The following is a 25,623-nucleotide window of genomic DNA, read 5'->3' as shown; positions in this document are numbered from 1 at the left end:
CTCAGGCGGCAAGCTTGAGCTTCACCAGCGCCTCGCCCAGCGTCACGCGACCACCGACACGGCGGCGGGCGTGCAGCTTGACGATGCCGTTCGCCGCGCCGGTGTAATCGTCGCGCATGACGCTGAAGCCGGTATGGTCGGCGATCGTGTAACCCGAGGCGAAGTCCCCGAAGACGATCGGCGTCTTGCCGGTGGTCGCGTCGTCCATATCGGGCGCCTCATAGACCGGGCGGCCGAGCAACAGCGACGGTTGGCCCGCCGCAAGGCCGCTTTGCCACAGAAGTTGCCCGTCGAGGTCGGCCAGCTTGCGGATGCTCGCCATCGTCTTGCGGTTCATCAGCCACGCGCCGTTCTGCGCATAGGGCGTCTTCACCGCATAGAAGAGGTCCAGCAGCGTGTCGGCCGTCAGGGTCGGCGCGTCGAGTTCCTGCACCTCGGTCGCGGTCAGAACGCCCTCGGCGGCGGTGGTGCCGTTCCCCTTGACGAACCATTGCGCTTCGAGCTGGCCGAAGCGGCGGGCGATATGGGCGCTCAGATAGCCGTTCAGATCGACCTGCGCATCTTCAAGCAGAACCCGCGTCACCGGCACAATCACCGCCATCTCATGCGGCTTGAGGTCGATCTGTTCGAAGGTCGGCTCGGATTCCGGGCGCGCGGCGGTCTCGGTCACATGCGCGGGCTGCACCTCGTTCACCAGCCGGGGCAGTTGCAGCAGCGGGCCGCTCATGGAAATGACCGAGGCAAGGCCGCGCACGGGCGATTGTTCGGCGATCTTTTCGATGATCGCGGTCGAGACGGTTTCGGGGGCGAGGATGCCGCCGGTCGAGGGGGCGCCATAGGCGAGGCTCTTCGTCTCGGACTTGTCGCCGGTGCGCAGGTAATGCACGAAGCCCTTCACCTCGTCGGCGGCCATGATCGGGCTTTGCACGCCGGTCACGGCCAGGCTCGGGCGGTTCGTCTTCGCTTCGAGCTTGTCGAGCCGGGCCTTGATCTCGTCAAAGGCTTTGGTGTCGATCTGCGGCGCTTGGGCCGGGGTGTCTTCTTGTTCCATCTGTGTGAACTCCGAATTGCAATGCGTTGATTTCAAAGAGGTGATCTGCGCGCCCGGATGCGCCGGGACGGCAACAATGCTGATTTCGTGCAGCTCAAGCGCGGTGATCCGGCGGCCCCGGCCTTCGCGCTTGGCATCCTTGGTGACAAAGCCGATCGACAGGCCCGAGACGGCGCCCGCCTTGACCATCGCGCGCACTTCGCGGGCGCGTTCAACGTCGTCGATCAGCAGGCGCCCCTTCACCGTCAGACCGGCCTCGGTCTCGGTGATCCGGTCCCAGACGCCAATCACCTGCGCCTGATCATGGGCAAAGAGCATCGGCAGCGCCGCGGGTGCTGCGAAGGCGCCTTTCACGATCACGTCGCCCACGCGGTCAGCAGAGCCGAAAGGCCAGGCAATCCCGGTGATCTCGCCCGCCTCGGTCACGGCGAGCTGCGCCTTGATTTCGAGCCGGTCGGTCATGGCTTGACCTCCACACCGCTCCAGCGCGCATCCAGGATCGCGAAGGCGAGCGGGAAGACCTCGGCCAGCGGTCGGTTCTCGGCATAGGCAGCGCAAAGGTGCTTCGCCTCTTCGGGGGTCATCCCCGCGCCGATCAGGCCAAGGCGGATCACCTGCGCGAGAACCTGCACCGGGAAGGCCATGTTGACGAGCTGGGTATAAAGCGCGCCGGTGCCAAGGCCGGTCAGGCGCTCCAGCTCGGTCAGCATCGGGTCGGTCAGGGTGAAGGCGCGCTCGGCGTCGCCAAAGAAGGCGCGCAGGGTGATGCGGTCAGTCATGCGGGGCATCCTCGGGGGCAGGATCAGCCACCGGATCAACCGCGGGGGCGGCGCCGGTGGTGGTGTAGGGGTTTTGCAGCGTGTCGCCATCGGCGCGCGGCGGCAGGTTCAGACCGGCCCGCACCTCGTTGGCGGTCATCGCGCCCATGCTGCGATACTGCCCATAGGCGGCCGCACGGGCGGCGGTGTCGGTGGTGGTCAGGTCGTCCGTGACGAACTCGACATAAAGGCGGCGGCGTTCCTCGGGCGAAAGCAGGCAGCGCGCATAGGCCCAGGACCAGGACGCCAGCCACGGCTTCAGCGTCACTTGCAGGAATTGCCGGGCCATTTCTTCGGTATTGCTCCAGGTGCCCCGCGTCAGCTCGAAGAGCATCGTCGGTGGCACCCGGAAGGCGCGGGCGATCTCGCGGATCTGTTCCAGACGGTTCTCGGCGAATTGCGTGTCAGCAAGCGTCATCGTCACCGCCTCATAGCTCATGCCCTCGTCGAGAATCGCGGTGCCCCCCGATCGGCCCGCGCCATGTGCTGCCGTCCAGCTTGTCGCAAGCTTCGCCTTGGCTTCGTCGCCAAGGGTCTTTTCGGTCTTCAGGATGCCACCTGGCTTGCCACCGTTCGCAAAGAGCTTGGCGATATGTTCTTCAAAGGCGAGGGCAAGACCGATCGCCTCGCGGCCAAGCGTGATCGGCGAGGCACCCCCGAAGGCGCTCACATGCAGAATGTCGGTGAAAGGGTAGCGGTGGCGGCCATCGGCGAGCTGCACCAGATAGGCCGGTTCGCCGAAGTCGTCGGTTTCGACCTGAACCATGTGCGGTTCGAGCCGATGCAGCTCGACAGGCGTGCCGCTGGCAGTGCGCACGACAAGAGCAAAGCCGTGGCCGCGCAACAGCGCATCGGTCGTGAGCTGCACCCGCAGCGCCTCGGCCGAGGTCCAAGGGTTTGCCTCGTCATGGATCAGCGAAAAGGCCGGGTGATCGGTGACGCTCGCGCGCCCGTCTTTCTCGAAGAGCTTTGCGGGCAGCGAGCCCACCGTCTCGGCGATCAGCGCCACCGCACAGGCGACGGCAGGCACACGCAGGGCGCTTTCGGTGGTGACGGTCTTGCCGGTCAGGGTCGGGGCAAGGCCTAACAGCGGAAGGGCGGCAGGCGTCGAAACGCCCACCGCCTTTTTCTGAAATGCAGAAAGGAACTTTTGAAACATCGCAACTGAAAACAGGGGCACTCGTATGGGTATAATAATACCCCCCATCCCGCCCTGAAGTCAAGAAGTTTTGCTATACATTCTGCTATACATACTGCGCCACACGGATTCCACTTAGTATTTATTATCAATGGCTTGTAAGACTTATGTGCGGCGATTGACGGACTCCCTCTCCGCCACTTTCTGCAAGTCGCAGATTTTGCTATAAAATCAATGAGTTGCGAGTGGAGCCGCCCAGGCCTCCACACATGTCATCCCCACACTGCCTCAGTGCTTCGCTGTGACCTGCCCCCCGGAAGATCCCTCGCTGTGATGTAGAGTTTGCCCAACCTGAGAAGGAGCAGACGACATGAGGAAAAGCCGTTTCACCGAGGCGCAGATTATCGGGATACTCAAAGAGCGGGAGGCGGGTTTGCCGACCTCGGAGCTTTGCCGGAAACACGGTTTGAGCCCTGCGACGTTCTACAAGCTCAAGGCCAAGTATGGCGGGATGGACCTGTCGGACGCCAAGCGGCTCAAGCAGCTCGAGGACGAGAACGCGAAGCTGAAGCGGCTGCTGGCGGATGCGATGCTGGACAACGTGGTTCTGAAGGACCTCTTGGGAAAGCCCTGACGACACCGGTGCAACGGCGGGATGCAGTGCTGCGGGCGATGAAGGATCATCCGATCTCTCAACGCCGTGCCTGCGTTCTGATCGGTGTCGATCCGAAGACGGTGCGGCGCGAGAGGCCGCCCGATAACCCGGAAATCCGTGAGGCGATGCACGAGATCGTCGAGAAGCGCCGTCGCTTCGGCTACCGGCGCGTGGGCATCCTGCTGGAGCGCAAGGGCATGATCATGAACGAGAAGAAGCTCTACCGCATCTACCGGGAAGAGGGCCTGTCGGTGCGCCGACGCCGTGGCCGCAAACGCGCGCGGGGCAGCCGCACCCCCGATGCCGGTGCCATTGCGCCCGAACCAGCGGTGGTCCTTGGACTTCCTGTCCGACACGTTCGGGGCCTGCCGGAAGTTCCGCATCCTGGCAGTCAACGACGACTGCTGCCGCGAGAACCTTGCCCTGATTGCCGACACCAGCATCTCGGGGGGCCAGAGTGGCGCGGGAACTCGATGCGCTGGTCTGGATCTACGGCAAACCGGCTTGCATCGTTTCCGACAATGGCACCGAGTTCACCAGCAAGGCCATCCTGAAGTGGGCGAACGACAACAAGGTCGAGTGGCATTACATCGATCCGGGCAAGCCGCAGCAGAACGGCTTCATCGAGTCTTTCAACGGCAGCCTGCGAGATGAATGCCTCAACGAGGAGATCTTCGACAGCCTCGCCCAATCGTCGGGAAAACAGCGCCCCGCGCTGTTTTCTGATCCTCCTCATACCCGCCGCACCCTGGCCCTGTGGCGCTACGACTACAACCACGTCAGGCCGCATTCCTCGCTGGGCAATCAAACCCCGGCAGAAGCGCGCCGGGCGCTTGAGCAATCTGGGGGCTCCGCGCCCGGCGCGCTTGCCCAACCCGAAACCGACAACTATCAACCCCAAGGACTCTCGTTATGAACGAGGGACGAACCGGGGGCAGGTCAGTTCGTCAGCATTTGCCTTAGATGAGAGTCTCCCTCTCTGGCTACATCAATCAGTTCCTTCATGAAGGCGCCCAGCAACAGCTTTGGCAGGTCCGAGGGGGCAAAGGGCAGTCGAGTGCTGTGCATCGCCGCTTTGGTCTTGGTGGCCTTCTTGGGAGTGGCCCGATCAAACAAGGTTTCCTGCCCTTCGATGTGGCCCATGACATGCAGGTATTCCCAGTAGCCTCGGCAACCTCGCGCGCCGTCCTGCCCCCTCGTCTTGCAAGAGAAAACCCGGTCCCGCGGGGGCAGGGCCGGGTTCGGCTTTCGTCAGAGGCCGTGCGCGGCGTCAGGCGTCTTTCGACGTCTTGTCGGCTGGCGGCGTGTAGGTGTGGATCAGCACATAGTAGCAATAGGCCGCAGCCCCGATGAACAGGATCGGCCACAGGATGCCGCCCAGGAACACCGCCTCGAACACGGCCCAGCCGACGAGGAAGATCACGGGCAAAAGCCGCATCGGCAGCGGGCGCAGCATGGGATGATCGAAAATGGCCAAAGGATGGTCCCTCCCTCGGGTCGGTATGAGGCTTGCGCAAGGCGCCCTTTGCGCCCCGCGCGCTAGACTTTTGCCAAGGCCCGGGCAAAGTCAATGGCACGCGATGCCGCCCCCGGAGCACCAAAAGGCCCCGCGCGGGGCGGGGCCTTTCCAGATCACAAGTGGGTCCGGGATCAGGCGCGCAGATCGAAGCGATCCGCCTCCATCACCTTGACCCAAGCGGCGACGAAATCGGTCACGAACAGGCCTGCATTGTCGTCTTGCGCGTAAAGCTCGGCATAGGCGCGCAGGATCGCATTCGAGCCGAAGACCAGATCGACGCGGCTCGCGGTATGCTTCACTGCACCGGTCGCCCGGTCGCGCAGCTCGTAGCCGCCCGCGACCCTGTGCCAGCTCAGCCCCATGTCGGTGAGCGTCACGAAGAAATCGGTCGAAAGCTCGCCCACACGGTCGGTGAAGACGCCCTGCGGATTGGCCCCGTGATTGGCGCCCAGCACCCGCAGACCACCCAGAAGCGCGGTCATCTCGGGCGCGGTCAGCCCCATCAGCTGCGCGCGGTCCAGCAGCAGTTCTTCGGGAGAGACTGCGTAATCCGCCTTCAACCAGTTGCGGAAGCCGTCATGCACGGGTTCGAGCACGTCGAAACTGGGGCCGTCCGTCATCGCTTCGGTCGCATCGCCACGGCCGGGGGTGAAGGGCACCTCCAGCGCGAAACCCGCCGCCGTCGCCGCCTGTTCCACGCCGACATTGCCCGCAAGCACGATCACATCGGCGACCGAAGCCCCTGCCGCCGCGGCGATCGGTTCCAGAACCGAGAGCACGCGGGCCAGACGTTCAGGCTCGTTGCCCGCCCAGTCCTTTTGCGGCGCAAGCCGGATGCGCGCGCCATTCGCGCCGCCGCGATAATCCGACTGCCGGAAGGTCCGCGCCGAATCCCAAGCCGTCGCCACCAGATCCCCGACCGAAAGCCCCGAGGCGGCGATCTTTGCCTTCACTGCGGCCACGTCCCAGCCGGTCGGGCCAAGCGGCACCGGGTCTTGCCAGATCAGATCATCGGCCGGAACATCGGGGCCGATGTAGCGCGCCTTCGGCCCCATGTCGCGGTGCAAAAGCTTGAACCAGGCGCGGGCAAAGGCATCGTCGAAGGCCGCGGGATCGGCGATGAACTTCTGACAGATCGCATTGTAGACCGGGTCGACCTTCATCGCCATGTCGGCATCGGTCATCAGCGGATCATGGCGGGTGCTCAGGTCGGTCGCATCAAGCGGCTTGTCCGTCTCGGCAATCGTCACCGGCTTCCACTGCCAGGCCCCCGCGGGGGATTTCGTCAGCTCCCAGTCATGGCCGAAGAGCATCTCGAAATAGCCCATGTCCCAGCGGGTGGGATGGGTGGTCCAGGCGCCCTCGATCCCCGAGGTGACGGCCTGCGCCGCCTTGCCGCCCTGATGCGGGTTCGCCCAGCCCAGACCCTGATCGGTGACATCGGCCGCTTCCGGGTCCGGCCCCAGCGCCTTGGCGTCACCATTGCCATGCGCCTTGCCGACCGTGTGGCCACCCGCGGTCAGCGCCACGGTTTCTTCGTCGTCCATCCCCATCCGGGCAAAAGTCTCGCGGATATGGAGCGCGGTGCGGGCCGGATCGGGCTGGCCGTTCACGCCTTCGGGGTTCACATAGATCAGCCCCATCTGCACCGCGGCCAAGGGGTTTTCCATCGTCTCGGGCTTTGTCAGATCGCCATAGCGACCGTCCGACGGCGCCAGCCATTCCTTTTCCGCGCCCCAATAGACGTCCTTTTCCGGCGCCCAGATATCTTCGCGGCCAAAGCCGAAGCCGAAGGTCTTCAGCCCCATCGACTCATAAGCCACCGTGCCCGCAAACAGGATCAGATCGGCCCAGCTGACGGCATTGCCGTATTTCTTCTTGATCGGCCACAACAACCGCCGCGCCTTGTCGAGGCTGACGTTATCGGGCCAGGAATTCAGCGGCGCAAAGCGCTGGTTGCCGGTATTGCCGCCGCCGCGCCCGTCCGCCGCGCGATAGCTGCCCGCCGCATGCCAGGCCATGCGGATCATCAGACCGCCGTAATGACCCCAGTCGGCGGGCCACCAGGGCTGGCTGTCGGTCATCAGCGCGGTCAGATCGGCGCGCAGCGCCGCCACGTCGAGCCCCTTGACCGCGGCGCGATAATCGAACCCGTTCAACGGGTTCCCCTTGGTGTCATGCTGATGCAGGATATCGAGATTGAGCGCATTCGGCCACCAGCTGGTGTTCGACACCCCCGCCGCCGTCACCGCGCCATGCATCACCGGGCATTTGCCGGTCGCCCTGTCCTTGCCGTCCATCGCGTCCTCCGCTGGGTTCGTTGCTGTCGGGACAAAACTATAAGGCGATTTCGATAAATTCCAATTGCATTATCCGAATTACTCGATAACTAAATCCTATGAAAAATCTCTCGATGAAACAGCTTCGCTATTTCGATGCGGTGGCGCGCAGTGCCCATTTCGGCCGCGCGGCCGAGGAATGCGCGATCTCGCAGCCGGCGCTCTCGGTGCAGATCCGCGAGATGGAGGAGACGATGGGGGCGGCGCTGTTCGAGCGCGGGCCGCGGCAGGTGCATCTGACCGGCTTGGGCGCGGTGCTGGTGCCGCGGGTGCGGGCGATCCTGCGCGCGGTGGACGAGCTTGGCGATCTCTCCCGCGCCGCGCAGGGGCCGCTCTCGGGACGGCTGCGGCTTGGCGTCATTCCGACGATCGCGCCCTATCTGTTGCCTGCGCTCGTCGCGGGGCTCGCGCGCAGCCATCCGGGGCTGGAGGTCGCGCCGCGCGAGGCGGTGACGGGCAAGCTGATCGCGGCCCTGACCGAGGCGCAGCTCGATGCCGCGATCCTTGCGCTGCCGGTCTCCGAACCCTCGCTCGCCTGGGAGCCCTTGTTCACCGAGGATTTCGTGCTGGTGCGGCCTGCAGCGGATGCGGGCAAGCCCGTCCCCTCGGCCGAGGTGCTGCCGCGGATGCGGCTTTTGCTGCTGGAAGAAGGGCATTGCTTCCGCGATCAGGCGCTCGAATTCTGCAAGGTCGGCGGCGTGACCCCGCGCACGGTGATGGAGGGCTCGTCGCTCGCAACGCTGACGCAGATGGTCGGCGCGGGGATCGGGGTGACGCTGCTGCCGGAAATCGCTTTGCCGGTCGAGACGCGCTCGGCCCCGGTGTCGGTGGCGCGGCTGGCCGACCCCGCGCCCTCGCGGCGGGTGGGGATGGTGTGGCGGCGGTCCTCGCCCTTGGCCGCGCAGCTCGCGGAAGTGGCGGCGGTGATCGCCAAGGTCGGGACGGCGCTGCGGGATCAGTCCAAGGGGGTGTGAGGCCCCGATCTGACCGAGGCCATCGCCGAGGTCTCGCGCAGCATTCGCCCCGTGACCGCCGGGGGCCCAAAGGCCCTCGGCCTGCGCCCGCCCCGCCATCGGCGGGCGCATTCGCGCCGCCGGGGCGGAGCGCAGGCCTCTGTCGTGCTTGGGGAAACGGTCGTGCGACGGGCGTTGCACAACGGGCGGGGAAAGGCGGTGCCTTTCCTGATCCGCCCGACGGACCGCTCAAAACAGCTTCTTGTCCAATCCCGTGCGGATCAGTCCGAGCGTGATCAGCGCGGCCCCGGTGACGGCGATCAGATAGACCTCCACCCGCGGCAGTGTGAAATGGTTCAGCCAGATCACGATGCCCACATGGAGGAAGTAGATCCCGGCTGAAAGCGTGCCGATGGGCAGCCGCACCAGCCAGCCGGGAAAGCCCTGCGCCTTGACGCCAAGCGCCAACAGAAGCGGCCCGGTGACGGCGGCGGTCAACAGCGTCTCGGGTGCCAAGGGATGTTCGCCCCCCAAGGCCTTCATCAGCTCGGATTCGCCGACGACCGACATGAGGCCGATCAGAGAGCCCCAGAACGCCACCCGCAGCGGGATGCGCGCGACAAGGCCGCTGCGCTTGCTCATGTAGCCGATCAGATAGAAGGGAAATCCCATCAGCACGCCGTTCTTCGCATCTGGCCAGAAGCCGCGCGGCAGGATGTAAAAGCCGATCGCCCATTGCAGCGCAAAACCCGCGAGCAGCACCGCAATCGCAATCGTCCAGATCGTCCGATCCGAGAACCGCCAGACCAGTTGCGACAGCCCCACGGCCATCGCCAGCCCGACCAGAAACCACAAATGCCAATAGCCGAAGACCCAGAACTTCACATATTCGACCAGCCCGTGGTCCCAGACCGTCACCCACCAGGCGGGCAGATAGATCGCCAGCCACAGGAAATGCAGTTTCAGATAGCGGAACATCAGCTTGACCGACCGCCCCGGCACTTCGGGGCGGAAGGTGTAGCCCGCGACGACGAAGAAGGCCGGAACCCCGATCCGCGCCAGACCATTGCCAAGCGCCCACATCGCCTCGTCATTCACGCCGCGAAACGGGTTCGCGTGGATCGTCACCACCAGAAGCGCCAAAAACAGCTTGAGCAGATCAAGCCCGATCAGGCGCTGGGTTTGCGGGGCGGAAGCGGTCATCTTTGCCTCGGGTCTGCTGCGTCGCCCTGCCCTAGCCTTCCGGCCCATCACATTCAAGTGTGCCGCCCCAAACCGCGCGGGTGAGCCAACGTGCCGCCTGCCACGGGGCTTGCGAAAAGGCGATGGTGCAGGCACGAAAAGGCCAAAGACCAAGGAGCCACCCCATGTCCCGCATCTTCCGCGAGGGTCACCGCACCTTCTACCTTGCCGCGATCCTGTTCGCGATCCTTGCGATGGCGCTTTGGGGCCACTGGATCGGTGCCGGGCTGACTGAGGGGCTGCTGCCCACCCGCGCGATGCCGATCGACTGGCACGCGCATGAGATGATCTTCGGCTATGGCGGCGCGGTGCTGGCGGGGATCTTCCTCGCCTCGGCGCCGAAGTCGTTGCAGGGCATTTACTTCCCGGGGCTCGCCGCGCTCTGGCTCGCCGGTCGTCTGGCGATCGCCTTTTCGGCCTTCATCCCGGCGCCCGTGGTGGCGCTGATCGATCTTGGCTTTGGCGTCATCGTGATGGCGAAGATGGCCTGGCCCGTCGCGCGGCTGAAAAAGTTGGAAACGCTGAGCTATCTGGGGATTTTCGCGCTGCATTGGGTCTCGGACCTGATCATGCATCTCGATTGGATGGGGATGGCCCCCGGGCTGGCGCCGAAAGGCGCGATGGCGGGGCTGATGGCCTGCGCCACGATGAACGCGGCCTTTGGCGGCAAGCTGACCGCGGGGCTGACGCGCAATGCGATGGTCCACAAGGGCGAGACCTCCCTGCCGCGGCCAAGCGGGCTCGACACCTGGGGGCCGATCTTCACCGCCTTCTGCGTGCCCGCAGCCTTCCTGCCGCCGCGCGCCTTTGGCGCCGTTCTGGTGCTGGCCGGGGCCACCAACCTCTTCCGCGCGATGGGCTGGCGCAATGGCTGGGCCTTCAAGCATGACGCGCTGCTTTCGGGCTTTCACCTTGGCTTCCTGTGCCTTGGCACCGGGCTTTATGCGATGGGCATGGCCGGGGTGATGGCGATGGAGATCTATCCGGGCGCCATTCACCTGCTCGCCATCGGCGCTGTTGCCGGGCTGTCCTCGGCGGTGATGATCAAGATGAGCCTTGGCCAATCGGGCCGCCGCTCGGTCGCGACGCTGCCGCTGAAAGCTGCGGGCGTGCTGCTGATCGCGGCAACAGGGCTGCGGGCCTCGACCTCGGAACCGATGGCGCTGATCGCTGCGGCGTTGCTCTTCGTCGCCGCCTATGGCGCGATGCTGGTCGGGCTTTGGCCGTCGCTGACGGGCGAGAAGCTGCAACCCGGCACGCCCGGCGCGCGGCCTTTGGGCCACGGGCCGAAGATCAAGGTTCAGGGCGACCAGGCCTGAGCCTGCGTCGGCCCAAGGCGGAGCAGATCGACGGCCCTTGCCCCGATCTGCGCCGCGATCTCCTCGGCGGTCTGGGGTTTCAGATAAAACGCGGGCACGGGCGGCAGGATGATGCCGCCCATTTCCGTCACCGCCGTCATGTTGCGCAGATGCGCCAGCGTCAGCGGCGCCTCGCGCGCCATCAGGATCAGCGGACGGCGCTCCTTCAGCTGGACCGAGGCCGCGCGCGTCAGCAGATTGTCATCCAGCCCATGCGCGACGGCGGCAAGCGAGCGCATCGAACAGGGCGCAATGATCATCCCCGTCACCGGGCAGGACCCGGACGCAATCGCCGCGCCGACATTGCCGATCGCATGCACATGCGCAGCCATGCCCTGCAGCCGCTCCAAGGCGCCCGCATCGGCCTCGGTCGCGAAGGTCAGCTTCGCGGCAGAGGACACAACCAGATCGATCTCGGCGCCGACCTTGACCAGCGCCTCGCCCACGGCGAGCGCGAGCAGCGCCCCCGAGGCGCCCGAGACGCCCAGAACGACGCGGGCGGTCATTTCACACCGCCGGGGAAGTGGCGCTTCAGAAGCGTCTCGGCAAAGGCCGTATCCTCGGGGCGCATCTTCATCACCGTGCCCCATTCGCGGGTTGTCTCGGTGCCGATCTTGTTCGTCGCATCGATGCCGATCTTGCCCGCCAGCCCCTCGATGGGCGAGGCGAAATCCAGATAATCCATCGGCGTGCGGTCCAGAATGACGGTATCGCGCGCCGGGTCCATCCGCGTTGCCATCGCCCAGGCGATGTCGTCCCAGTTGCGCGGGTCGATGTCTTCATCGACGACGATGATCATCTTCGTATAGCTGAACTGCGCCAGCATCCCCCACAGCGCCATCATCACCCGCTTCGCCTGACCGGGGTAGCGCTTGGCGATCTGCACCACTGCGATGCGATAGGAACAGGCGGCAGGCGGCAGGAACAGGTCGCGGATTTCCGGGATCTGCTGGCGGAAGACTGGCATGGCGAGCTGGTTGAACACCTCGCCGATGATCGCGGGCTCATCCGGTGGGCGGCCGGTATAGGTCGAGAGGTAAATCGGGTCCTTGCGATGCGTCAGCGCCGAGACGCGCAGCACCGGGAAGGGCTCGACCGAGTTGTAATAGCCGGTGTGATCGCCGAAGGGGCCTTCCGGCGCGGTGTCATTCGGGTGAATCCAGCCCTCGATCACCATCTCGGCCTCGGCGGGCACCATCAGCGGCACGGTCTTCGCGGGCACCAGATGGCTGCGGGCGCCGCGCAGCACGCCCGAGAAGGTGAGTTCCGAGACCTGCTCGGGCAGCGGTAGCGCGGCCGACAGCAGCGTGGCCGGATCGGCGCCCAGAACCATGGCGACCGGCATCGGCTGCCCCGCGGCGAGCCAAGACCGGTGATGCGCCGCGCCGCCACGATGGGCGAGCCAGCGCATGATGATGCTTTCCGGCCCATGCAGCTGGGCGCGGTAGATGCCGAGGTTATAGCTCATCACCGCATCGGCGGCGGTGCCATGCGGCCGCGTGATGACGACGGGCCAGGTGAAGAGCCGCCCGCCATCGCCGGGCCAGAGCTTCTGCACCGGCACGTCTTCCAGGTTCAGCCCCTTGCCCGGCTCCAGCACCACATCCTGCACCGGGCCTTTTTTCGAGATATTCACCCGCGTCGACAAAGCCGCCTTCAGCATCGGCAGGCGGGAAAAGGCGTCGCGCATCCCCTCGACCGGGGCGGGGGATTTCAGATCGGCCAGAAACTGCCCGAGTTCCGGCACCTGATCCAGCCGCAGCCCCAGCCCCGCCGCCACCCGGTCGGTGGTGCCGAAAAGGTTGGTCACCACAGGAATCGGCGAGCGCTGGCCCGAGGGCAGCACCGGCGCCTCGAACCGCAGCACCGGCCCGCCCTGTTCGAGCACCGCGCGATGCACGGCCGACATTTGCAGATCGGTCTGCACAGGTTCGGGGATCGCGCGCAGATCGCCCTTCGATTTCGTCCAGTCAAGGAAGGACCGCAGGTCGGTGAAAACGGGCAGGCTGCGCATCAGATCCTCCGGAAGCTCTTGGGTCCGCTAACATCCCCGGTTAAAGAGAGGTTTGACATTGATCAAGTTGCCGCATTGTGAGCCGCGTTAAAGCAGCCCATCTAGCGGAGGGGCCTTCCCGCCCGACGAAAGGAGCGCCATGTCCGATCATGACCAGACGATTCCCCGCCTGCCAAGCCTGATGGGCCGGGCGATGCGGCCCTTGCCGCTTGCGCCGCTCTCGGTGACGCTGTCGATGCTGGCGCGACGGATTGCCACACGCCACCCGGGGCTGTTCGCCCGGCTTGGCCAGTATCGCGAATGCCGCTTCCTGCTCGACCCCACCGATCTGCCGTTCATGCTGCTCCTCGATCTGCGGTCTGGTGGCGTGAAGGTCAGCGCGCATCGCAAGCCGCCGATGGCGGAAGCGCGGATTGCCGGGCCGATCGCGGCTTTCCTTGGCATGATGCACGGCGCCTATGACGGCGATGCCCTTTTCTTTTCGCGCGATCTGGTGGTCGAGGGGGATACCTCGGCCGTGGTCGCGCTGCGCAATGCGATCGACGATGCGGAGCTTGACCTTGCGGCCGAACTGGCCGAGATGGCGGGCCCGCTGAAACCCTTCGTGCAACAGGCGGTGACCCTCGCCGAAAAGGGGTCGGGCGTGGTGCTGCACCGCGTCGATACGCTGGCAGGAGACTGGACATGATGGAACTTGTTTGCCCCGCGGGAACGCCTGCTGCACTGCGTGCAGCCGTCGAGGCCGGGGCGCATGCCGTCTATTGCGGGTTCTCGGACGAGACGAACGCGCGCAACTTCCCGGGGCTGAACTTCTCGACGGAGGAGCTGACGGCCGCCGTGGCCGGGGCCCACAAGCGCGGCGCCAAGGTGCTGGTCGCGCTGAACACCTTCCCGCGCGCGGGCGCCGAGGGGCTGTGGCACAAGCGTCTGGCCGATGCGGAATCCGCAGGCGTCGATGCGGTGATCCTCGCCGATATCGGGCTTCTGGACTACGCGGCGACGCACCATCCGAAGCTGCGCCGTCACCTGTCGGTGCAGGCTGCCGCCGCGAACCCGGATGCCATCAACTTCTACGCCGAAGCCTTTGATGTGAAACGGGTTGTTCTGCCGCGCGTGCTGACCGTGCAGGAGATTGCCGCGATCAACAAGGAAATCGACGTCGAGACGGAAGCTTTTGTTTTCGGCGGGCTTTGCGTCATGGCCGAGGGGCGCTGTGCGCTTTCGTCCTATGCCACGGGGCTTTCGCCGAACATGAACGGCGTCTGCTCGCCCGCGTCGCACGTCGTCTATGCCGAGGAAGGCCCGGATCTGGCGGCGAAGCTTGGGGGCTTCACCATTCACCGCACGCCCAAGGAACAGCCCGCGCCCTATCCGACGCTCTGCAAGGGCTGCTTCACCTCGGGCGAACAGACCGGCCATGTGTTCGAAGATCCGGTGAGCCTTGACGCCCGCCACCTGATCCCGGCGCTGGCCAAGGCGGGGGTGACCGCGCTGAAGATCGAGGGGCGGCAACGCTCGCGCGCCTATGTGGCCGAGGTGGTGCGGGCCTTCCGCGCCGCCACCGATGCGCTGGCCGCGGGGCGTGATCTGCCGCTGGCGGAACTGGCGCGGCTGACCGAGGGCCAGCAGGCCACGGCCGGGGCCTATGCGAAGACCTGGCGTTGAGGATTTGAAGATGACGATGGACCTCACGGTTGGCGCCAACCTGTTTTTCTGGACCACCGATGCGACGCGCGGGTTTTACGAACGCCTGCGCGCGGCGCCGGTCGCCCGGGTCGTGGTGGGCGAGGTGGTCTGCTCGAAACGGCTGCCGTTTTGGGAACATGACATCCCGCTGATCGTTGCGACGCTGAAGGATGCGGGCAAGGAAGTGGCGCTGTCCACGCTGGGCCTGATCACGCTCAACCGCGAACGCGGCAAGACGAAAGACCTGTTCGACATGGGTCTGCCGGTCGAGATCAACGATATCACCGCGCTCAAGCACATCCCCGAGGGCACGCCGTTCTGGGTCGGCCCGCTGGTGAACGTCTATAACGAAGGCACGCTCGCCTATCTCGCCCGCAAGGGCGCGACGCGGATTTGTCTGCCGCCCGAGCTGCCGCTGAAGTCGATTGCGGCTTTGTGCAAGGCGGGCAAGGACGCGGGTGTGGCGGTCGAGGTCTGGGGTCACGGGCGGCTGCCGCTTGCGATGTCGGCGCGCTGCTATCATGCGCGGCTGCATGACCGGGCCAAGGACAATTGCCAGTTCATCTGCGGCGCCGATCTCGATGGGCGCGAGGTCGACACGCTTGATGGGCAGGCGTTCCTGTCGGTGAACGGGGTGCAGACGCTCTCTGCCGCCACGGGCTGCGCGGCTTACTACACCGAGGCCCTGGCCGAGGCGGGCGTTTCGACGCTGCGGCTCTCGCCGCAGACGGGCGATTTCAACGCGCTTTGTCAGGGCTATGCGGATCGTCTGGCGGGCAAGATCTCGCCCGCCGATCTGGTGGCGAAACTGCTGCCCGAGGCCCCCGGCGGCCGCTTTGCCGACGGCTTCCTTGATGGGCCGTCGGGGTCGGACTGGCAGCACCCGATTTCGGCCTGATTACCCAAGCGTGTCTTGGCCGCGGCGCTGACGCGGCCATGCGCAACACATCCCCATGACCGCCGGGGGCCCAAAGGCCCTCGGCCAGCGCCCGCCCCGCCCATGGCGGGCGCTTTCGCGCCGCCGGGGCTGGGCGCTGGCCTCTCGCGCGCTTGGGGAAACGGTCTTGCGGGACCGTGGTCGCTGCGGGCGGGGAAAAGCGGTGCTTTTCCTGATCCGCCCGACCCAACCATTTCCGCCGCAACAATCGCTCCGCGCACATCTTTTTCGAAATGATCCAAATCATGCACAGCTTTGCACAGCTGCGCTAGGCTTTCCGGGTCGGGACCACCACCACCGGAGAAGGCCATGAGCACGCGGCTACGGGATTTGACGCCCTCGATCGTTCCAAGCGGATCGCGGGGCAGCACGGGGCCGGTGCGCACGGAACATCCGGTCTATGTGACCCTCACCCCACCCTGTCAGGCCGCCTGCCCCGCGGGGGAAAACATCCGGGCGTGGATCGCGCTCGCGCAGGAAGGCCGCTACCGGCAGGCCTGGGAAAAGCTCACCGAAGACAACCCGATGCCCGCCGTGCATGGCCGCGTCTGCTATCACCCCTGCGAAAGCGGCTGCAACCGCGGCGAGGTCGACAGCGCGGTGTCGATCCATGCCGTCGAGCGCTTTCTGGGCGACATGGCCACGCGCGAGGGCTGGCAATTCCACCGCCTGCGCGACGCCACCGGCAAGCGCGTGCTGATCGTCGGCGCCGGGCCTGCGGGGCTTTCGGCCGCCTATCATCTGGCGCGGGCAGGCCATGCGGTCGAAATCCGCGAGGCCGGTCCGGTCGCGGGCGGCATGATGCATTTCGGCATTCCCGCCTACCGCATGCCGCGGGCGGAACTGGCCGCCGATGTGGCGCGGATCGAGGCCCTGGGGGTGAAGATCACGCTCAATCACCGGGTCACCGATCTGATGGCGGAAAAGACGGCGGGGGGCTTTGATGCGGTCTTCCTCGCCATCGGCGCGGGGATGGGCAAGCATGTCGAGATCCCGGCCCGCGATGCGGCGAAGGTGCTCGATGCGGTGAACCTGTTGCGCGACACCTCGTCCGCGGCGCCGCCGATGCTTGGCCGCCGCGTCGTCGTTTACGGTGGCGGCAACACGGCGATGGATGCCGCGCGCACGGCAAAGCGTCTGGGCGCCACCGAAACCATCATCGTCTACCGGCGCGACCGCGAGCACATGCCCGCGCATGGGTTCGAGGCCGACGAAGCGCTGGAAGAAGGCGTCAAGATCCGCTGGCTGACGACGATCAAGGAAATCTCGGGCTCCGATCTGCAGATCGAGCGGATGGAACTGGATGCCGAGGGCCGCCCGCAGCCCACCGGCGAGATCGAAACGCTGAGCGCCGATGCGCTGGTGCTGGCCTTGGGGCAGCAATCGGACAGCGGGTTCCTTCAGGCGGTGCCGGGGCTCAGTTTCACCCCCGATGGCGCGTTGGTCGTTGGCCCCGATATGCAGACAGGCGCAGCGGGCATTTTCGCGGGCGGCGACATGGTGCCCGCGCAACAATCCGTCACCATCTCGACCGGGCACGGGAAATTGGCCGCGCGCCATATCGATGCCTGGCTCACCGGCTCGGTGCATGAGCCGAAAACCCCTGCCCCGCTGGCCGGGTTTGGCCGCCTCAACCTGCCGGTCTATTCCGATGCGCTGCAAAGCGAACAGCGGCGGCTGGCGGAAACCGCGCGGATGGGCGGATTTCAGGAAATCATCAAGGGGCTGACCACCAAGGAAGCCCGCTACGAGGCGAGCCGCTGCTATTCCTGCGGCCAGTGCTACGAATGCGACAACTGCTTTGCCGCCTGCCCCGAGGAAGCGATCGTCAAGCACGGCCCCGGCCGTGGCTATCGCATCGATCTGACGAAATGCACCGGCTGTTCGAACTGCGTCGAGCAGTGCCCCTGCGGCGCGATGGAGCTGATGCCCGAGGAGACGTCCCATGCGTGATGCGGTTGCCGAAAAGCCCAAGGCCCCGGCCGATCAGGGCCTGCAAGCGGTGATGGATGGCAATACCGCCGTCGCCCATATCGCCTATCGCGTGAACGAGGTCTGCGGCATCTATCCGATCACGCCGTCCTCGACGATGGCGGAACTGGCCGACGAATGGGCCGCGCGCGAGATCCGCAACATCTGGGGCAATGTGCCCGTGATTCAGGAAATGCAGTCCGAGGCCGGGGCGGCGGGCGCCGTGCATGGCGCGCTGCAGGCGGGCGCGATGACGACGACCTTCACCGCGTCGCAGGGTCTGATGCTGATGATCCCGAACATGTTCAAGATCGCGGGCGAGCTGACGCCGACGGTCTTTCATGTGGCGGCCCGCGCGCTGGCGACCCATGCGCTCTCGATCTTTGGCGATCATTCCGACGTGATGGCGGTGCGAGCGACGGGCTTTGCGATGCTGGCATCAAGCTCGGTGCAGGAGGCCCACGACATGGCGCTGATCGCGCAGGCGGCGACGCTGCGCGCCCGGGTGCCGTTTGTGCATTTCTTCGATGGCTTCCGAACCAGCCACGAGGTCAACACGCTGCGGCTGATCCCCGATGAAACCATCCGCGCGATGGTGAATGATGATCTGGTGCGCGCCCATCGCGCCCGGGCTTTGTCGCCCGACAATCCGGTCGTGCGCGGCACGGCGCAAAACCCGGATGTGTTCTTTCAGGGCCGCGAGGCGGGCAACCCGTTCCATGCCGCCGTGCCCGCGATCGTGGCCGAGGAAATGGCGCGGCTCGCCAGCCTGACCGGGCGGCATTATTCCCTTGTCGACTATCTGGGCGACCCCGAGGCGACGCGGGTGATCGTGATCATGGGCTCGGGCGCCGAGGTGGTCGAGGAAGCGCTTTCGGCGCTGAATGGCGCGGGCGAAAAACTCGGCGCGCTGATCGTGCGGCTTTACCGCCCCTTCCCGGCCGAGGCCTTTCTGGCCGCCCTGCCCGCGACCTGCACCAAGCTTTCCGTGCTCGACCGCTGCAAGGAACCCGGCGCCCCCGGAGAACCGCTTTTCCTTGATGTCGTCGCCACGCTTTGCGAGGCGGTCGCCACCGGAAAACGGGCAACCATGCCGCGCGTCACCGGCGGGCGCTATGGGCTGTCCTCGAAGGATTTCGACCCGGCGCAGGTGAAGGCCGTCTATGACGAGCTGGCGAAGGACAGCCCGAAACAGGGCTTTACCGTCGGCATCACCGATGATGTCAGCTTCACCTCGCTGCCCGTCGATCCGCACTTCAACACAGAGCCGGAAGATGTTGTCCGCGCTGTATTTTTCGGCCTTGGGGCGGATGGCACGGTCGGTGCGAACAAGAACTCGGTCAAGATCCTCGCCGAGGAGGCGGGGCTTTGTGCGCAGGGCTATTTCGTCTACGACAGCCACAAGTCGGGGGCGCAGACGGTGTCGCACCTGCGCTTCGGGCCGCGCCCGATCAAGGCGCCCTATCTGATCCACGCGGCGAATTTCGTCGCCTGTCATCAATTCCCCTTCATGTCGAAAATCGACGTGCTGCGCGTTGCGGCGCCGGGGGCGACGTTTCTGCTCAATGCCCCCTTCGGGCCTGAGAAGGTCTGGGATCGCCTGCCCCGCTCGGCGCAGCAGACGATCCTCGACAAGGGGCTCAAATTATACGTCATCGACGCCAACAAGGCCGCGCGCGAGGTGGGCTTGGGGCGGCGGACGAACACCATCCTGCAGACCTGCTTCTTTGCGCTTTCGGGCGTGCTTCCGCGCGAAGAGGCGATCGCACAGATCAAGGCCTCGATCAAGAAAACCTATGGCCGCAAGGGCAAACGGGTGATCGAGCAGAACTGGGCCGCCGTCGATGGCGCGCTGGAACGGCTGCACGAGGTCAAGCTGCCCGCCACCGTCACCTCGCGCTTCGAGCGCCCCCCGGCCGTGCCGCCGACCGCGCCCGAGTTCGTGCGCCGCGTCACCGCGCCGATGATGGAGGACATGGGCGACACGATCCCGGTCAGCCTGTTGCCGGCCGATGGCACCTTCCCGACCGGCACCGCGGCCTGGGAAAAACGCAACGTGGCGGATGACGTTCCGGCATGGCGCAGCGACCTGTGCATCCAGTGCGGCCAATGTTCCTTCGTCTGCCCGCATTCGGTCATCCGGGCGAAATACTTCGACGAGGACTTGCTCGAAGGCGCGCCCGAGGGGTTCAAGTCGGCCCCGGTCAATGCGCGCGGCTACCCGGGCGCGCGGTTCAGTCTGCAATTCCATGTCGAGGATTGCACCGGCTGCGGGCTCTGCATCGAGGCCTGCCCGGCGCAAAGCCCGGTCGAGCCGGGGGTGAAGGCCATCAACCTGACCGAAAAGGCCACGCTTCTGGACGAGGCGCGCAAGGCGATGACCTTCTTCGAGCATCTGCCGGTCAATGACCGCTCGCGCGTCGATTTCGCCAACGTCCGCGGCGTGCAATTCCTTGAGCCGCTTTTTGAATTCTCGGGCGCCTGCGCGGGCTGCGGGGAAACGCCCTATGTCAAGCTGCTCAGCCAGCTCTTCGGCGACCGGCTGATGATCGCGAATGCGACCGGCTGTTCCTCGATCTATTCGGGGAACCTGCCGGTCACACCCTGGACAAAGAACGCCGAGGGCCGCGGTCCGGCCTGGGCCAACTCGCTGTTTGAAGACAACGCCGAGTTCGGCCTTGGCTTCCGGCTCGCGGCCGACAAGCATCTGGATCTGGCCCGCAGCCTGGCCGCGGAAATGGCCCCCGAAGTGGGCGAGGATCTGGTGGCGGCGATCCTGTCGGCGCCGCAGATCCGCGAAAGCGAGATCCGGGCGCAGCGCGAGCGGGTGGCGACGCTGAAGACGCGACTTCTGGCCCATCGCGACGCGCCGCGGGCGCAACATCTGATGAGCGTGATCGACCATCTGGTGCGGCGTTCGATCTGGATCGTCGGCGGCGATGGCTGGGCTTATGACATCGGCTATGGCGGGCTGGACCATGTGCTCGCCTCCGGGCGCAACGTGAATATCCTTGTGATGGATACCGAGGTTTATTCGAACACCGGCGGGCAGGCGTCAAAGGCCACGCCCCTTGGCGCGATTGCGAAATTCGCCGCCGCGGGCAAGCGCACGGCGCGGAAAGACCTTGCGCTGCAGGCCGTGGCTTACGGCAATGTCTATGTGGCGCAGGTGGCGATGGGGGCGAACCCGCAGCAGACCCTGCAAGCCTTCCGCGAGGCTGAAGCCTATGACGGTCCCTCGCTCATCCTTGCCTACAGCCATTGCATCGCGCATGGCTTCGACATCCGCCGCGGGCTGAACCAACAAGACCGCGCCGTTGCCTCGGGCTACTGGCCGCTTCTGCGCTACGACCCGCAGCTGCGCGGCACGGGCGCGGCACCGTTCCGCCTTGACAGTCCCCGCCCAACCCTGCCCTTCAAGGACTACGCCTATAACGAGTTGCGCTATTCGGCCCTTGCCGCGACGCGGCCCGAGGAGGCGGCGGCGCTTCTGGCCGAGGCGCAACAGGCCGTGCTTGAAAAATACCGCAGTTATGAGGACTTTGCGCGTATGGATGCTGGACCCGACCCGGCCCGAGCCATGGCTGCGGCAGGAAAGATGTGAGGACCCCGGAATGGACTTGAGAACGCGCTACCTGGGTCTGGAGCTGCAAAGCCCCGTCGTCGCCTCGCCAAGCCCGCTGAATGCGCGGCTCGACGTGCTCAAACAGCTGGCCGATGGCGGCGCGGGCGCGGTGGTGCTGCCCTCGGTCTTCGAGGAGCAGATCTGGCACGAACAGCGCATCCTTGATCAGCTGGTCGAGCATGGCACCGAAAGCTATGGCGAGGCGCTGAGCTATTTCCCGACGCAGGCGGCCTTTGCCTTTGAAAGTTCCAACACGCTCGGACTGGTCGAGAAGGCCTCGAAAACGCTGCCGATTCCGGTCATCGCCTCGATCAACGGCACCACCGACAGCGGCTGGACCGACACGGCGCATGACATGGAGGAAGCGGGCGCCGCGGCGATCGAGCTGAACGTCTACTTCCTGCCCACCGATCCGACGGTCTCGGGCTCGGACGTGGAACGGCGCACGCTTGATGTGGTGCGCGCGGTCTGCGAGACGGTCAGCCTCCCGGTTGCGGTGAAGATCGGCCCCTATTTCTCGTCGCCCGCGCATATGGCCAAGCGCATCATCGCGGCCGGGGCGAAGGGGGTCGTGCTGTTCAACCGCTTCTATCAGCCCGAAATCGACCCTGTGGGCCTGACCGTCACCCCGACGCTGCAGCTGTCACAGAGTTACGAGATGCGCCTGCCGCTGCTCTGGATTGGCGTGCTGTCCGGGCGGCTTGGCGGATCGCTGGCCGCGACGACCGGGGTCGAAACCTCCGAGGATATCGTGCGCTATCTGCTTGCCGGTGCGGATGTGGTGATGACCACCTCGGCGCTTCTGCGTCACGGGCCGGGGCATATGGAAACCCTCGTGCGCGGGCTCGAGGACTGGCTGGCTGCGCGCGGGGTGAATTCGCTGGCGGCGGTGCGCGGTATGCTGGCGCATGGGGCGATCGATGATCCCGAGGGTTACGAGCGGGCGAATTACATCAAAGTGATGCAAAGCTGGGCAAAGGGCTGAGACAAAATTTCAGACGGCGGTGCGGGTTAACCTGACGGCAAGAGCTGAGGACTATGGTCGCGGGCAACACTGCCACCCTGGAGTCGCCATGTTCTTCCGCCCGAAGTCCTCGATCGAGAACGTCCTTGTGAAAGCCGAAAAGACCGCCGTGGAAACCGCCCTGGCGGTGATCATCTTCGACATGACCGGCAAGATCGAACAGGCCAACTCCGTCTATGCCGGGCTGATGGGCTACGCGCCCGAAGAGATGGTCGGAAAATCCATCGCCATCGTGATGCCGCCGGAAGATGCCGCCAGCATCGGCAAGGGGCCGTTCTGGGACGGGCTGCGGGCAGGCAAGGAACAGCGCGTCACCGCCGCGCGGCACCGCAAGAACGGCGACACCGTCTGGATCGAGGCAACCTATGTGCCGGTCCGCGACGAAAGCGGCACGGTCACGCAAGTCGTCAACTTTGCCGCGGATGTGACGGAAAAGACGAAACAAACCAAGCGGATGGAGGCAATGATGCAGGCCATCTGCCGCTCCGCCGCGGTGATCGAATTCGATCTTGACGGCAAGGTGCTGGAAGCGAACGAGAATTTCCTGAAAGTCACCGGCTATGCCGCCGCCGAAGTGATTGGCAAACATCATCGCATGTTCATGCCCGCGGGCAAGGCCGATCTGCCGGACTATGCGCAATTCTGGTCCCGACTGCGCGCGGGCGAACTGGTCGCGGGCGAATTCCTGCGCACCGACAAGGGCGGCAAGGACATCTGGTTGCGTGCTACTTACAACCCGCTTTTCGGGCTCAACGGCACACTGACCGGCGTGGTGAAATTCGCCTATGACGTGACCGATGTGAAAAAGGTCGCCCTCGATCAGGCCGGACAGATCACGGCGCTGAACCGGTCGCAGGCGACAATCGAATTCGACATGAATGGCAACACGCTGACAGCGAACGACATTTTCCTGCGCGCACTTGGCTATTCCCTGCCCGAAGTCATCGGCAAGCACCACTCGCACTTCCTGCGCGGGCAAGAGCGCGAAAGCGAGGCCTACCGGCAATTCTGGGCCGATCTGCGCGCGGGCATCCCGCAGGTGGGCGAATTCTGCCGCATCGGCAAGTCGGGGAAGGAAGTCTGGATTCAGGCCAGCTACAACCCGATCCTCGACGCCGAGGGCACCCCTTACAAAGTGGTGAAATTCGCCACCGACGTCACCGACCGCAAGGCGGCAATTCTCGACTTTCAGCAGGCCGTCGCGGCGCTCAGCGCGGGCGAGCTTGACCACCGGCTCGACCGTCCGATGGCGGCGGAATTCGAAGCGCTGCGCCACAATTACAACGAGGCGATCGACAGAATGGCGGAACTGGTCGGCTCGATCCTTGACAGCGCGCAATCGATCCAGAGCGAGACCGAAAGCCTCTCGGGCGCCTCGGCCGAGTTGGGGCGGCGCACCGAAACCCAGGCGGCCTCGCTTGAAGAAACCGCCGCGGCGATCAATCAGCTGGCCTCCTCGGTGGAAAGCTCGTCAAGCGGCGCGCGCAATGCGGCCGGCGCGGTGAGCAAGGCGCGGCATCGCTCGACCGAAGGACGGCGCGTCGTCGAAGAGACGATTTCGGCAATGAACGATATCGCGCGCAGCTCGGAACAGATTTCGCGCATCACTTCGGTGATTGACGACATTGCCTTCCAGACCAACCTGCTGGCACTGAACGCAGGCGTCGAGGCGGCGCGGGCGGGGGAAACGGGCCGCGGCTTTGCCGTCGTCGCCTCGGAAGTGCGGGCGCTGGCGCAGCGTTCGTCGGAAGCCGCGCGCGAGATTGCGGAACTGATCGAAACCTCGGGCCGTCAGGTGCGGCAGGGCGTCGATCTGGTCAATTCCTCGGGTCAGGCTTTGGGCGAGATCGACCATCTCGTCGCCGAGGTCGATACGCTGGTGCAGGCGATCGCCAATTCGGCGGCGGAACAATCGATGGGGCTGGGCGAGATTTCCTCGGCGGTGAACCAGCTCGATCAGGTGACGCAACAGAACGCTGCGATGTTCGAGGAAAGCTCGGCCGCCGTGGCGGTGCTGCGCGATCAGGCGGGGCATCTGTCGGCGCAAGGGGCGATCTTCCGCACCGGCGGAGACACGCAGCAAAGCTACCGCCGCGCCTCGTAAGCAGCGGAACATCAATAAAAAAGACCCGGGTGCGCAAGCGCACCCGGGTCTTTTTCTTGTCCGAAGCCCGCGATCAGGCTGCGTTCGAGCGGCTCCAGCGCAGCGAGGACATCAGGCTCGCACCGATGAAGACGACGCCCAGAAGCCCGGTCGCCCATTCCGGCACATGCATGAGCGTCTGCGCGAACATCGCCACCGACAGCACGAGGATCGACCAGAACGCCCCGTGTTCGAGGTAGCGGAAGTCGCTCAGCGCCTGCCGCTCGACCAGCATCACGGTAATCGAGCGCACGTAGAACGCGCCGATGCCAAGGCCGATGGCGATCAGGAACAGGTTTTGCGTCAGCGCAAAGGCACCGATCACGCCATCGAAGCTGAAGGAGGCATCGAGCACTTCGAGATAGAGGAACGCCCCCAGCCCGCCGCGAGCGACATCGCCCGAAAGCGAGGCGTTATCCAGCACCTGCCCCAGCCCCTCGACCGCGAGGAAGGTCAAGAGCCCGGTGCAAGCGGCAATCAGGAAGGTTCCCTCGGTCGCGGGCGGCAGCCACCAGGCAAAGATCAGCACGATCGCCAACAGAAAGCCGACCTCGATGCCGCGGATCGAGGCCCAGTCGCTCAGCCGCCGCTCGAGCGCGACAAACCAGTGCACTTCCTTGCTTTCATCGACAAAATAGCTCAGCGCCACCATCATCAGGAAGGCGCCGCCAAAGGCCGCAATCGACATATGCGCCTCGCCGATGATGCGCGAATATTCGGCCGGTTGCGTCGCGGCGATGCGCAGCGCCTCGATCGGGCCGATGCCTGCCGCAACGACGACAATGATCAGTGGAAACAAGATCCTCATGCCGAAGACGGCGATCAGAATCCCCCAGGTCAGGAAGCGGCGCTGCCAAGCCGGGGTCATCTGGCCCAGCTTGTTGGCGTTGATGATCGCATTGTCGAAGGAGAGCGAGATCTCCAGCACGGCAAGCACGCAGGCGACGAAGAAGAACGACAGCGCCCCATGGGTCGTGTGTTCATAGGTAAAGCCGAGCCACATTGCCAAGGCCAGACCGACCGCGGTGAACCCGAATGCCCAGCTGAAATATTGCAAGGTGCTGCGCATGACGTCCCCGTTTTGCGGCTGCTTGGCCTGTTGTCTTGTGCGCGATGTAGGCAGAGCGGAGAGACTGTGCAAGCCCTCAGC

Annotated in this window: 19 protein-coding genes and 1 pseudogene; 10 read left to right on the top strand and 10 right to left on the bottom strand. The window is 65.4% G+C overall.

The window, feature by feature from the left end; all coding sequences use genetic code 11:
• Position 1 precedes the first annotated feature (1 nt).
• From ACTTAI_RS10615 to ACTTAI_RS10605, 3 genes are read right to left on the bottom strand one after another with little or no spacing between them, the layout of a single operon-like run.
• A complete protein-coding gene (locus ACTTAI_RS10615) occupies positions 2–1,513 on the bottom strand; it encodes a phage major capsid protein (protein ID WP_444455680.1) in 1,512 nt (503 codons plus the stop codon).
• Positions 1,510–1,830, bottom strand: a complete 321-nt coding sequence (locus ACTTAI_RS10610) for a gene transfer agent family protein (RefSeq protein WP_444455679.1) — start codon at positions 1,828–1,830, stop codon at positions 1,510–1,512. The genes ACTTAI_RS10615 and ACTTAI_RS10610 overlap by 4 nt, the downstream gene beginning before the upstream one ends.
• Positions 1,823–2,989, bottom strand: a complete 1,167-nt coding sequence (locus ACTTAI_RS10605; protein ID WP_444455678.1) for a phage portal protein — start codon at positions 2,987–2,989, stop codon at positions 1,823–1,825. Before ACTTAI_RS10605 ends, ACTTAI_RS10610 begins: the two co-directional genes overlap by 8 nt.
• A 388-nt stretch (positions 2,990–3,377) precedes the next feature.
• Here ACTTAI_RS10605 and ACTTAI_RS10600 point away from each other — a divergent pair.
• Positions 3,378–4,578 (top strand): annotated as a pseudogene (locus tag ACTTAI_RS10600) (IS3 family transposase).
• Between the two features lie 23 nt (positions 4,579–4,601).
• On the opposite strand, the gene ACTTAI_RS10595 reads toward ACTTAI_RS10600, so the two are convergent.
• The 3 genes from ACTTAI_RS10595 to katG all read right to left on the bottom strand — a co-directional run bounded on the left by ACTTAI_RS10595 (position 4,602) and on the right by katG (position 7,481).
• The gene (locus tag ACTTAI_RS10595) at positions 4,602–4,805 is read right to left on the bottom strand and encodes a hypothetical protein (protein ID WP_444455677.1); all 204 of its coding nucleotides are present in this window, start codon (positions 4,803–4,805) and stop codon (positions 4,602–4,604) included.
• Between the two features lie 127 nt (positions 4,806–4,932).
• On the bottom strand, positions 4,933–5,118 hold the full coding sequence (locus tag ACTTAI_RS10590; RefSeq protein WP_444455676.1) for a hypothetical protein: 186 nt from the start codon (positions 5,116–5,118) through the stop codon (positions 4,933–4,935).
• A gap of 194 nt (positions 5,119–5,312) precedes the next feature.
• On the bottom strand, positions 5,313–7,481 hold the full coding sequence (katG, locus tag ACTTAI_RS10585) for a catalase/peroxidase HPI (RefSeq protein WP_444455675.1): 2,169 nt from the start codon (positions 7,479–7,481) through the stop codon (positions 5,313–5,315).
• Between the two features lie 98 nt (positions 7,482–7,579).
• Between katG and ACTTAI_RS10580 the strand changes: the two genes are divergently transcribed.
• Positions 7,580–8,494 (top strand): hydrogen peroxide-inducible genes activator, encoded by a 915-nt coding sequence (locus ACTTAI_RS10580; RefSeq protein WP_444455674.1) that lies wholly within the window; start codon positions 7,580–7,582, stop codon positions 8,492–8,494.
• 228 nt (positions 8,495–8,722) lie between these two features.
• On the opposite strand, the gene ACTTAI_RS10575 is transcribed toward ACTTAI_RS10580, so the two are convergent.
• Positions 8,723–9,676, bottom strand: coding sequence for an acyltransferase family protein (locus ACTTAI_RS10575; RefSeq protein WP_444455673.1), 954 nt, complete (start codon positions 9,674–9,676; stop codon positions 8,723–8,725).
• Between the two features lie 164 nt (positions 9,677–9,840).
• On the opposite strand from ACTTAI_RS10575, the gene ACTTAI_RS10570 reads away from it, so the two are divergent.
• Positions 9,841–11,034 (top strand): NnrS family protein, encoded by a 1,194-nt coding sequence (locus ACTTAI_RS10570; RefSeq protein ID WP_444455672.1) that lies wholly within the window; start codon positions 9,841–9,843, stop codon positions 11,032–11,034.
• Here the strand turns inward: ACTTAI_RS10570 and ACTTAI_RS10565 are convergent.
• Positions 11,016–11,579, bottom strand: coding sequence for a UbiX family flavin prenyltransferase (locus tag ACTTAI_RS10565; protein WP_444455671.1), 564 nt, complete (start codon positions 11,577–11,579; stop codon positions 11,016–11,018). The genes ACTTAI_RS10570 and ACTTAI_RS10565 overlap by 19 nt on opposite strands.
• Positions 11,576–13,087, bottom strand: coding sequence for a UbiD family decarboxylase (locus ACTTAI_RS10560; RefSeq protein ID WP_444455670.1), 1,512 nt, complete (start codon positions 13,085–13,087; stop codon positions 11,576–11,578). Before ACTTAI_RS10560 ends, ACTTAI_RS10565 begins: the two co-directional genes overlap by 4 nt.
• Positions 13,088–13,226: 139 nt before the next feature.
• Here ACTTAI_RS10560 and ubiT point away from each other — a divergent pair, with 139 nt between their 5' ends.
• From ubiT to ACTTAI_RS10525, 7 genes are all read left to right on the top strand, one after another.
• Positions 13,227–13,775 carry a ubiquinone anaerobic biosynthesis accessory factor UbiT gene (ubiT, locus tag ACTTAI_RS10555; RefSeq protein WP_110804177.1) on the top strand — a complete coding sequence of 183 codons (549 nt, stop codon included), beginning with the start codon at positions 13,227–13,229 and terminating at the stop codon, positions 13,773–13,775.
• Positions 13,775–14,752: a ubiquinone anaerobic biosynthesis protein UbiU gene (gene ubiU, locus ACTTAI_RS10550; RefSeq protein ID WP_444455737.1), complete on the top strand. Its 978-nt coding sequence runs from the start codon at positions 13,775–13,777 to the stop codon at positions 14,750–14,752. Before ubiT ends, ubiU begins: the two co-directional genes overlap by 1 nt.
• Positions 14,753–14,768: 16 nt before the next feature.
• Positions 14,769–15,671, top strand: coding sequence for a ubiquinone anaerobic biosynthesis protein UbiV (ubiV, locus tag ACTTAI_RS10545; protein WP_444455736.1), 903 nt, complete (start codon positions 14,769–14,771; stop codon positions 15,669–15,671).
• Between the two features lie 348 nt (positions 15,672–16,019).
• Complete coding sequence (locus ACTTAI_RS10540; protein ID WP_444455669.1) at positions 16,020–17,663, top strand: NAD(P)-binding protein; 1,644 nt, start codon at positions 16,020–16,022, stop codon at positions 17,661–17,663.
• The gene (gene nifJ, locus ACTTAI_RS10535; protein WP_444455668.1) at positions 17,656–21,285 is read left to right on the top strand and encodes a pyruvate:ferredoxin (flavodoxin) oxidoreductase; all 3,630 of its coding nucleotides are present in this window, start codon (positions 17,656–17,658) and stop codon (positions 21,283–21,285) included. Before ACTTAI_RS10540 ends, nifJ begins: the two co-directional genes overlap by 8 nt.
• A gap of 10 nt (positions 21,286–21,295) precedes the next feature.
• Positions 21,296–22,291 (top strand): dihydroorotate dehydrogenase-like protein, encoded by a 996-nt coding sequence (locus ACTTAI_RS10530; RefSeq protein WP_444455667.1) that lies wholly within the window; start codon positions 21,296–21,298, stop codon positions 22,289–22,291.
• Between the two features lie 88 nt (positions 22,292–22,379).
• Entirely contained in the window at positions 22,380–24,434 is a 2,055-nt protein-coding gene (locus ACTTAI_RS10525) for a methyl-accepting chemotaxis protein (RefSeq protein ID WP_444455666.1), read from the top strand.
• Positions 24,435–24,507: 73 nt separating this feature from the next.
• Here the strand turns inward: ACTTAI_RS10525 and ACTTAI_RS10520 are convergent, their stop codons facing one another.
• A complete protein-coding gene (locus ACTTAI_RS10520; RefSeq protein ID WP_444455665.1) occupies positions 24,508–25,542 on the bottom strand; it encodes a DUF475 domain-containing protein in 1,035 nt (344 codons plus the stop codon).
• Positions 25,543–25,623 lie beyond the last annotated feature (81 nt).

Source organism: Rhodobacter capsulatus (assembly GCF_052363175.1).
In the GTDB taxonomy this organism is placed as follows: domain Bacteria; phylum Pseudomonadota; class Alphaproteobacteria; order Rhodobacterales; family Rhodobacteraceae; genus Rhodobacter; species Rhodobacter capsulatus_D.
The sequence above is the reverse complement of the archived record's forward strand: the minus strand, read 5'-3'. Positions and strand labels throughout refer to the sequence as shown.

What these genes read in the sequence shown, in the direction of transcription:
- ACTTAI_RS10615 (WP_444455680.1), bottom strand. Translation starts at nt 1,513, where the DNA reads ATGACCGACCGGCTCGAAATCAAGGCGCAGCTCGCCGTGACCGAGGCG.
- ACTTAI_RS10610 (WP_444455679.1), bottom strand. Translation starts at nt 1,830, where the DNA reads ATGACTGACCGCATCACCCTGCGCGCCTTCTTTGGCGACGCCGAGCGC.
- ACTTAI_RS10595 (WP_444455677.1), bottom strand. Translation starts at nt 4,805, where the DNA reads ATGGGCCACATCGAAGGGCAGGAAACCTTGTTTGATCGGGCCACTCCC.
- ACTTAI_RS10590 (WP_444455676.1), bottom strand. Translation starts at nt 5,118, where the DNA reads ATGCTGCGCCCGCTGCCGATGCGGCTTTTGCCCGTGATCTTCCTCGTC.
- katG (WP_444455675.1), bottom strand. Translation starts at nt 7,481, where the DNA reads ATGGACGGCAAGGACAGGGCGACCGGCAAATGCCCGGTGATGCATGGC.
- ACTTAI_RS10580 (WP_444455674.1), top strand. Translation starts at nt 7,580, where the DNA reads ATGAAAAATCTCTCGATGAAACAGCTTCGCTATTTCGATGCGGTGGCG.
- ACTTAI_RS10575 (WP_444455673.1), bottom strand. Translation starts at nt 9,676, where the DNA reads ATGACCGCTTCCGCCCCGCAAACCCAGCGCCTGATCGGGCTTGATCTG.
- ACTTAI_RS10570 (WP_444455672.1), top strand. Translation starts at nt 9,841, where the DNA reads ATGTCCCGCATCTTCCGCGAGGGTCACCGCACCTTCTACCTTGCCGCG.
- ACTTAI_RS10565 (WP_444455671.1), bottom strand. Translation starts at nt 11,579, where the DNA reads ATGACCGCCCGCGTCGTTCTGGGCGTCTCGGGCGCCTCGGGGGCGCTG.
- ACTTAI_RS10560 (WP_444455670.1), bottom strand. Translation starts at nt 13,087, where the DNA reads ATGCGCAGCCTGCCCGTTTTCACCGACCTGCGGTCCTTCCTTGACTGG.
- ubiT (WP_110804177.1), top strand. Translation starts at nt 13,227, where the DNA reads ATGTCCGATCATGACCAGACGATTCCCCGCCTGCCAAGCCTGATGGGC.
- ubiU (WP_444455737.1), top strand. Translation starts at nt 13,775, where the DNA reads ATGGAACTTGTTTGCCCCGCGGGAACGCCTGCTGCACTGCGTGCAGCC.
- ubiV (WP_444455736.1), top strand. Translation starts at nt 14,769, where the DNA reads ATGGACCTCACGGTTGGCGCCAACCTGTTTTTCTGGACCACCGATGCG.
- ACTTAI_RS10540 (WP_444455669.1), top strand. Translation starts at nt 16,020, where the DNA reads ATGAGCACGCGGCTACGGGATTTGACGCCCTCGATCGTTCCAAGCGGA.
- nifJ (WP_444455668.1), top strand. Translation starts at nt 17,656, where the DNA reads ATGCGTGATGCGGTTGCCGAAAAGCCCAAGGCCCCGGCCGATCAGGGC.
- ACTTAI_RS10530 (WP_444455667.1), top strand. Translation starts at nt 21,296, where the DNA reads ATGGACTTGAGAACGCGCTACCTGGGTCTGGAGCTGCAAAGCCCCGTC.
- ACTTAI_RS10525 (WP_444455666.1), top strand. Translation starts at nt 22,380, where the DNA reads ATGTTCTTCCGCCCGAAGTCCTCGATCGAGAACGTCCTTGTGAAAGCC.
- ACTTAI_RS10520 (WP_444455665.1), bottom strand. Translation starts at nt 25,542, where the DNA reads ATGCGCAGCACCTTGCAATATTTCAGCTGGGCATTCGGGTTCACCGCG.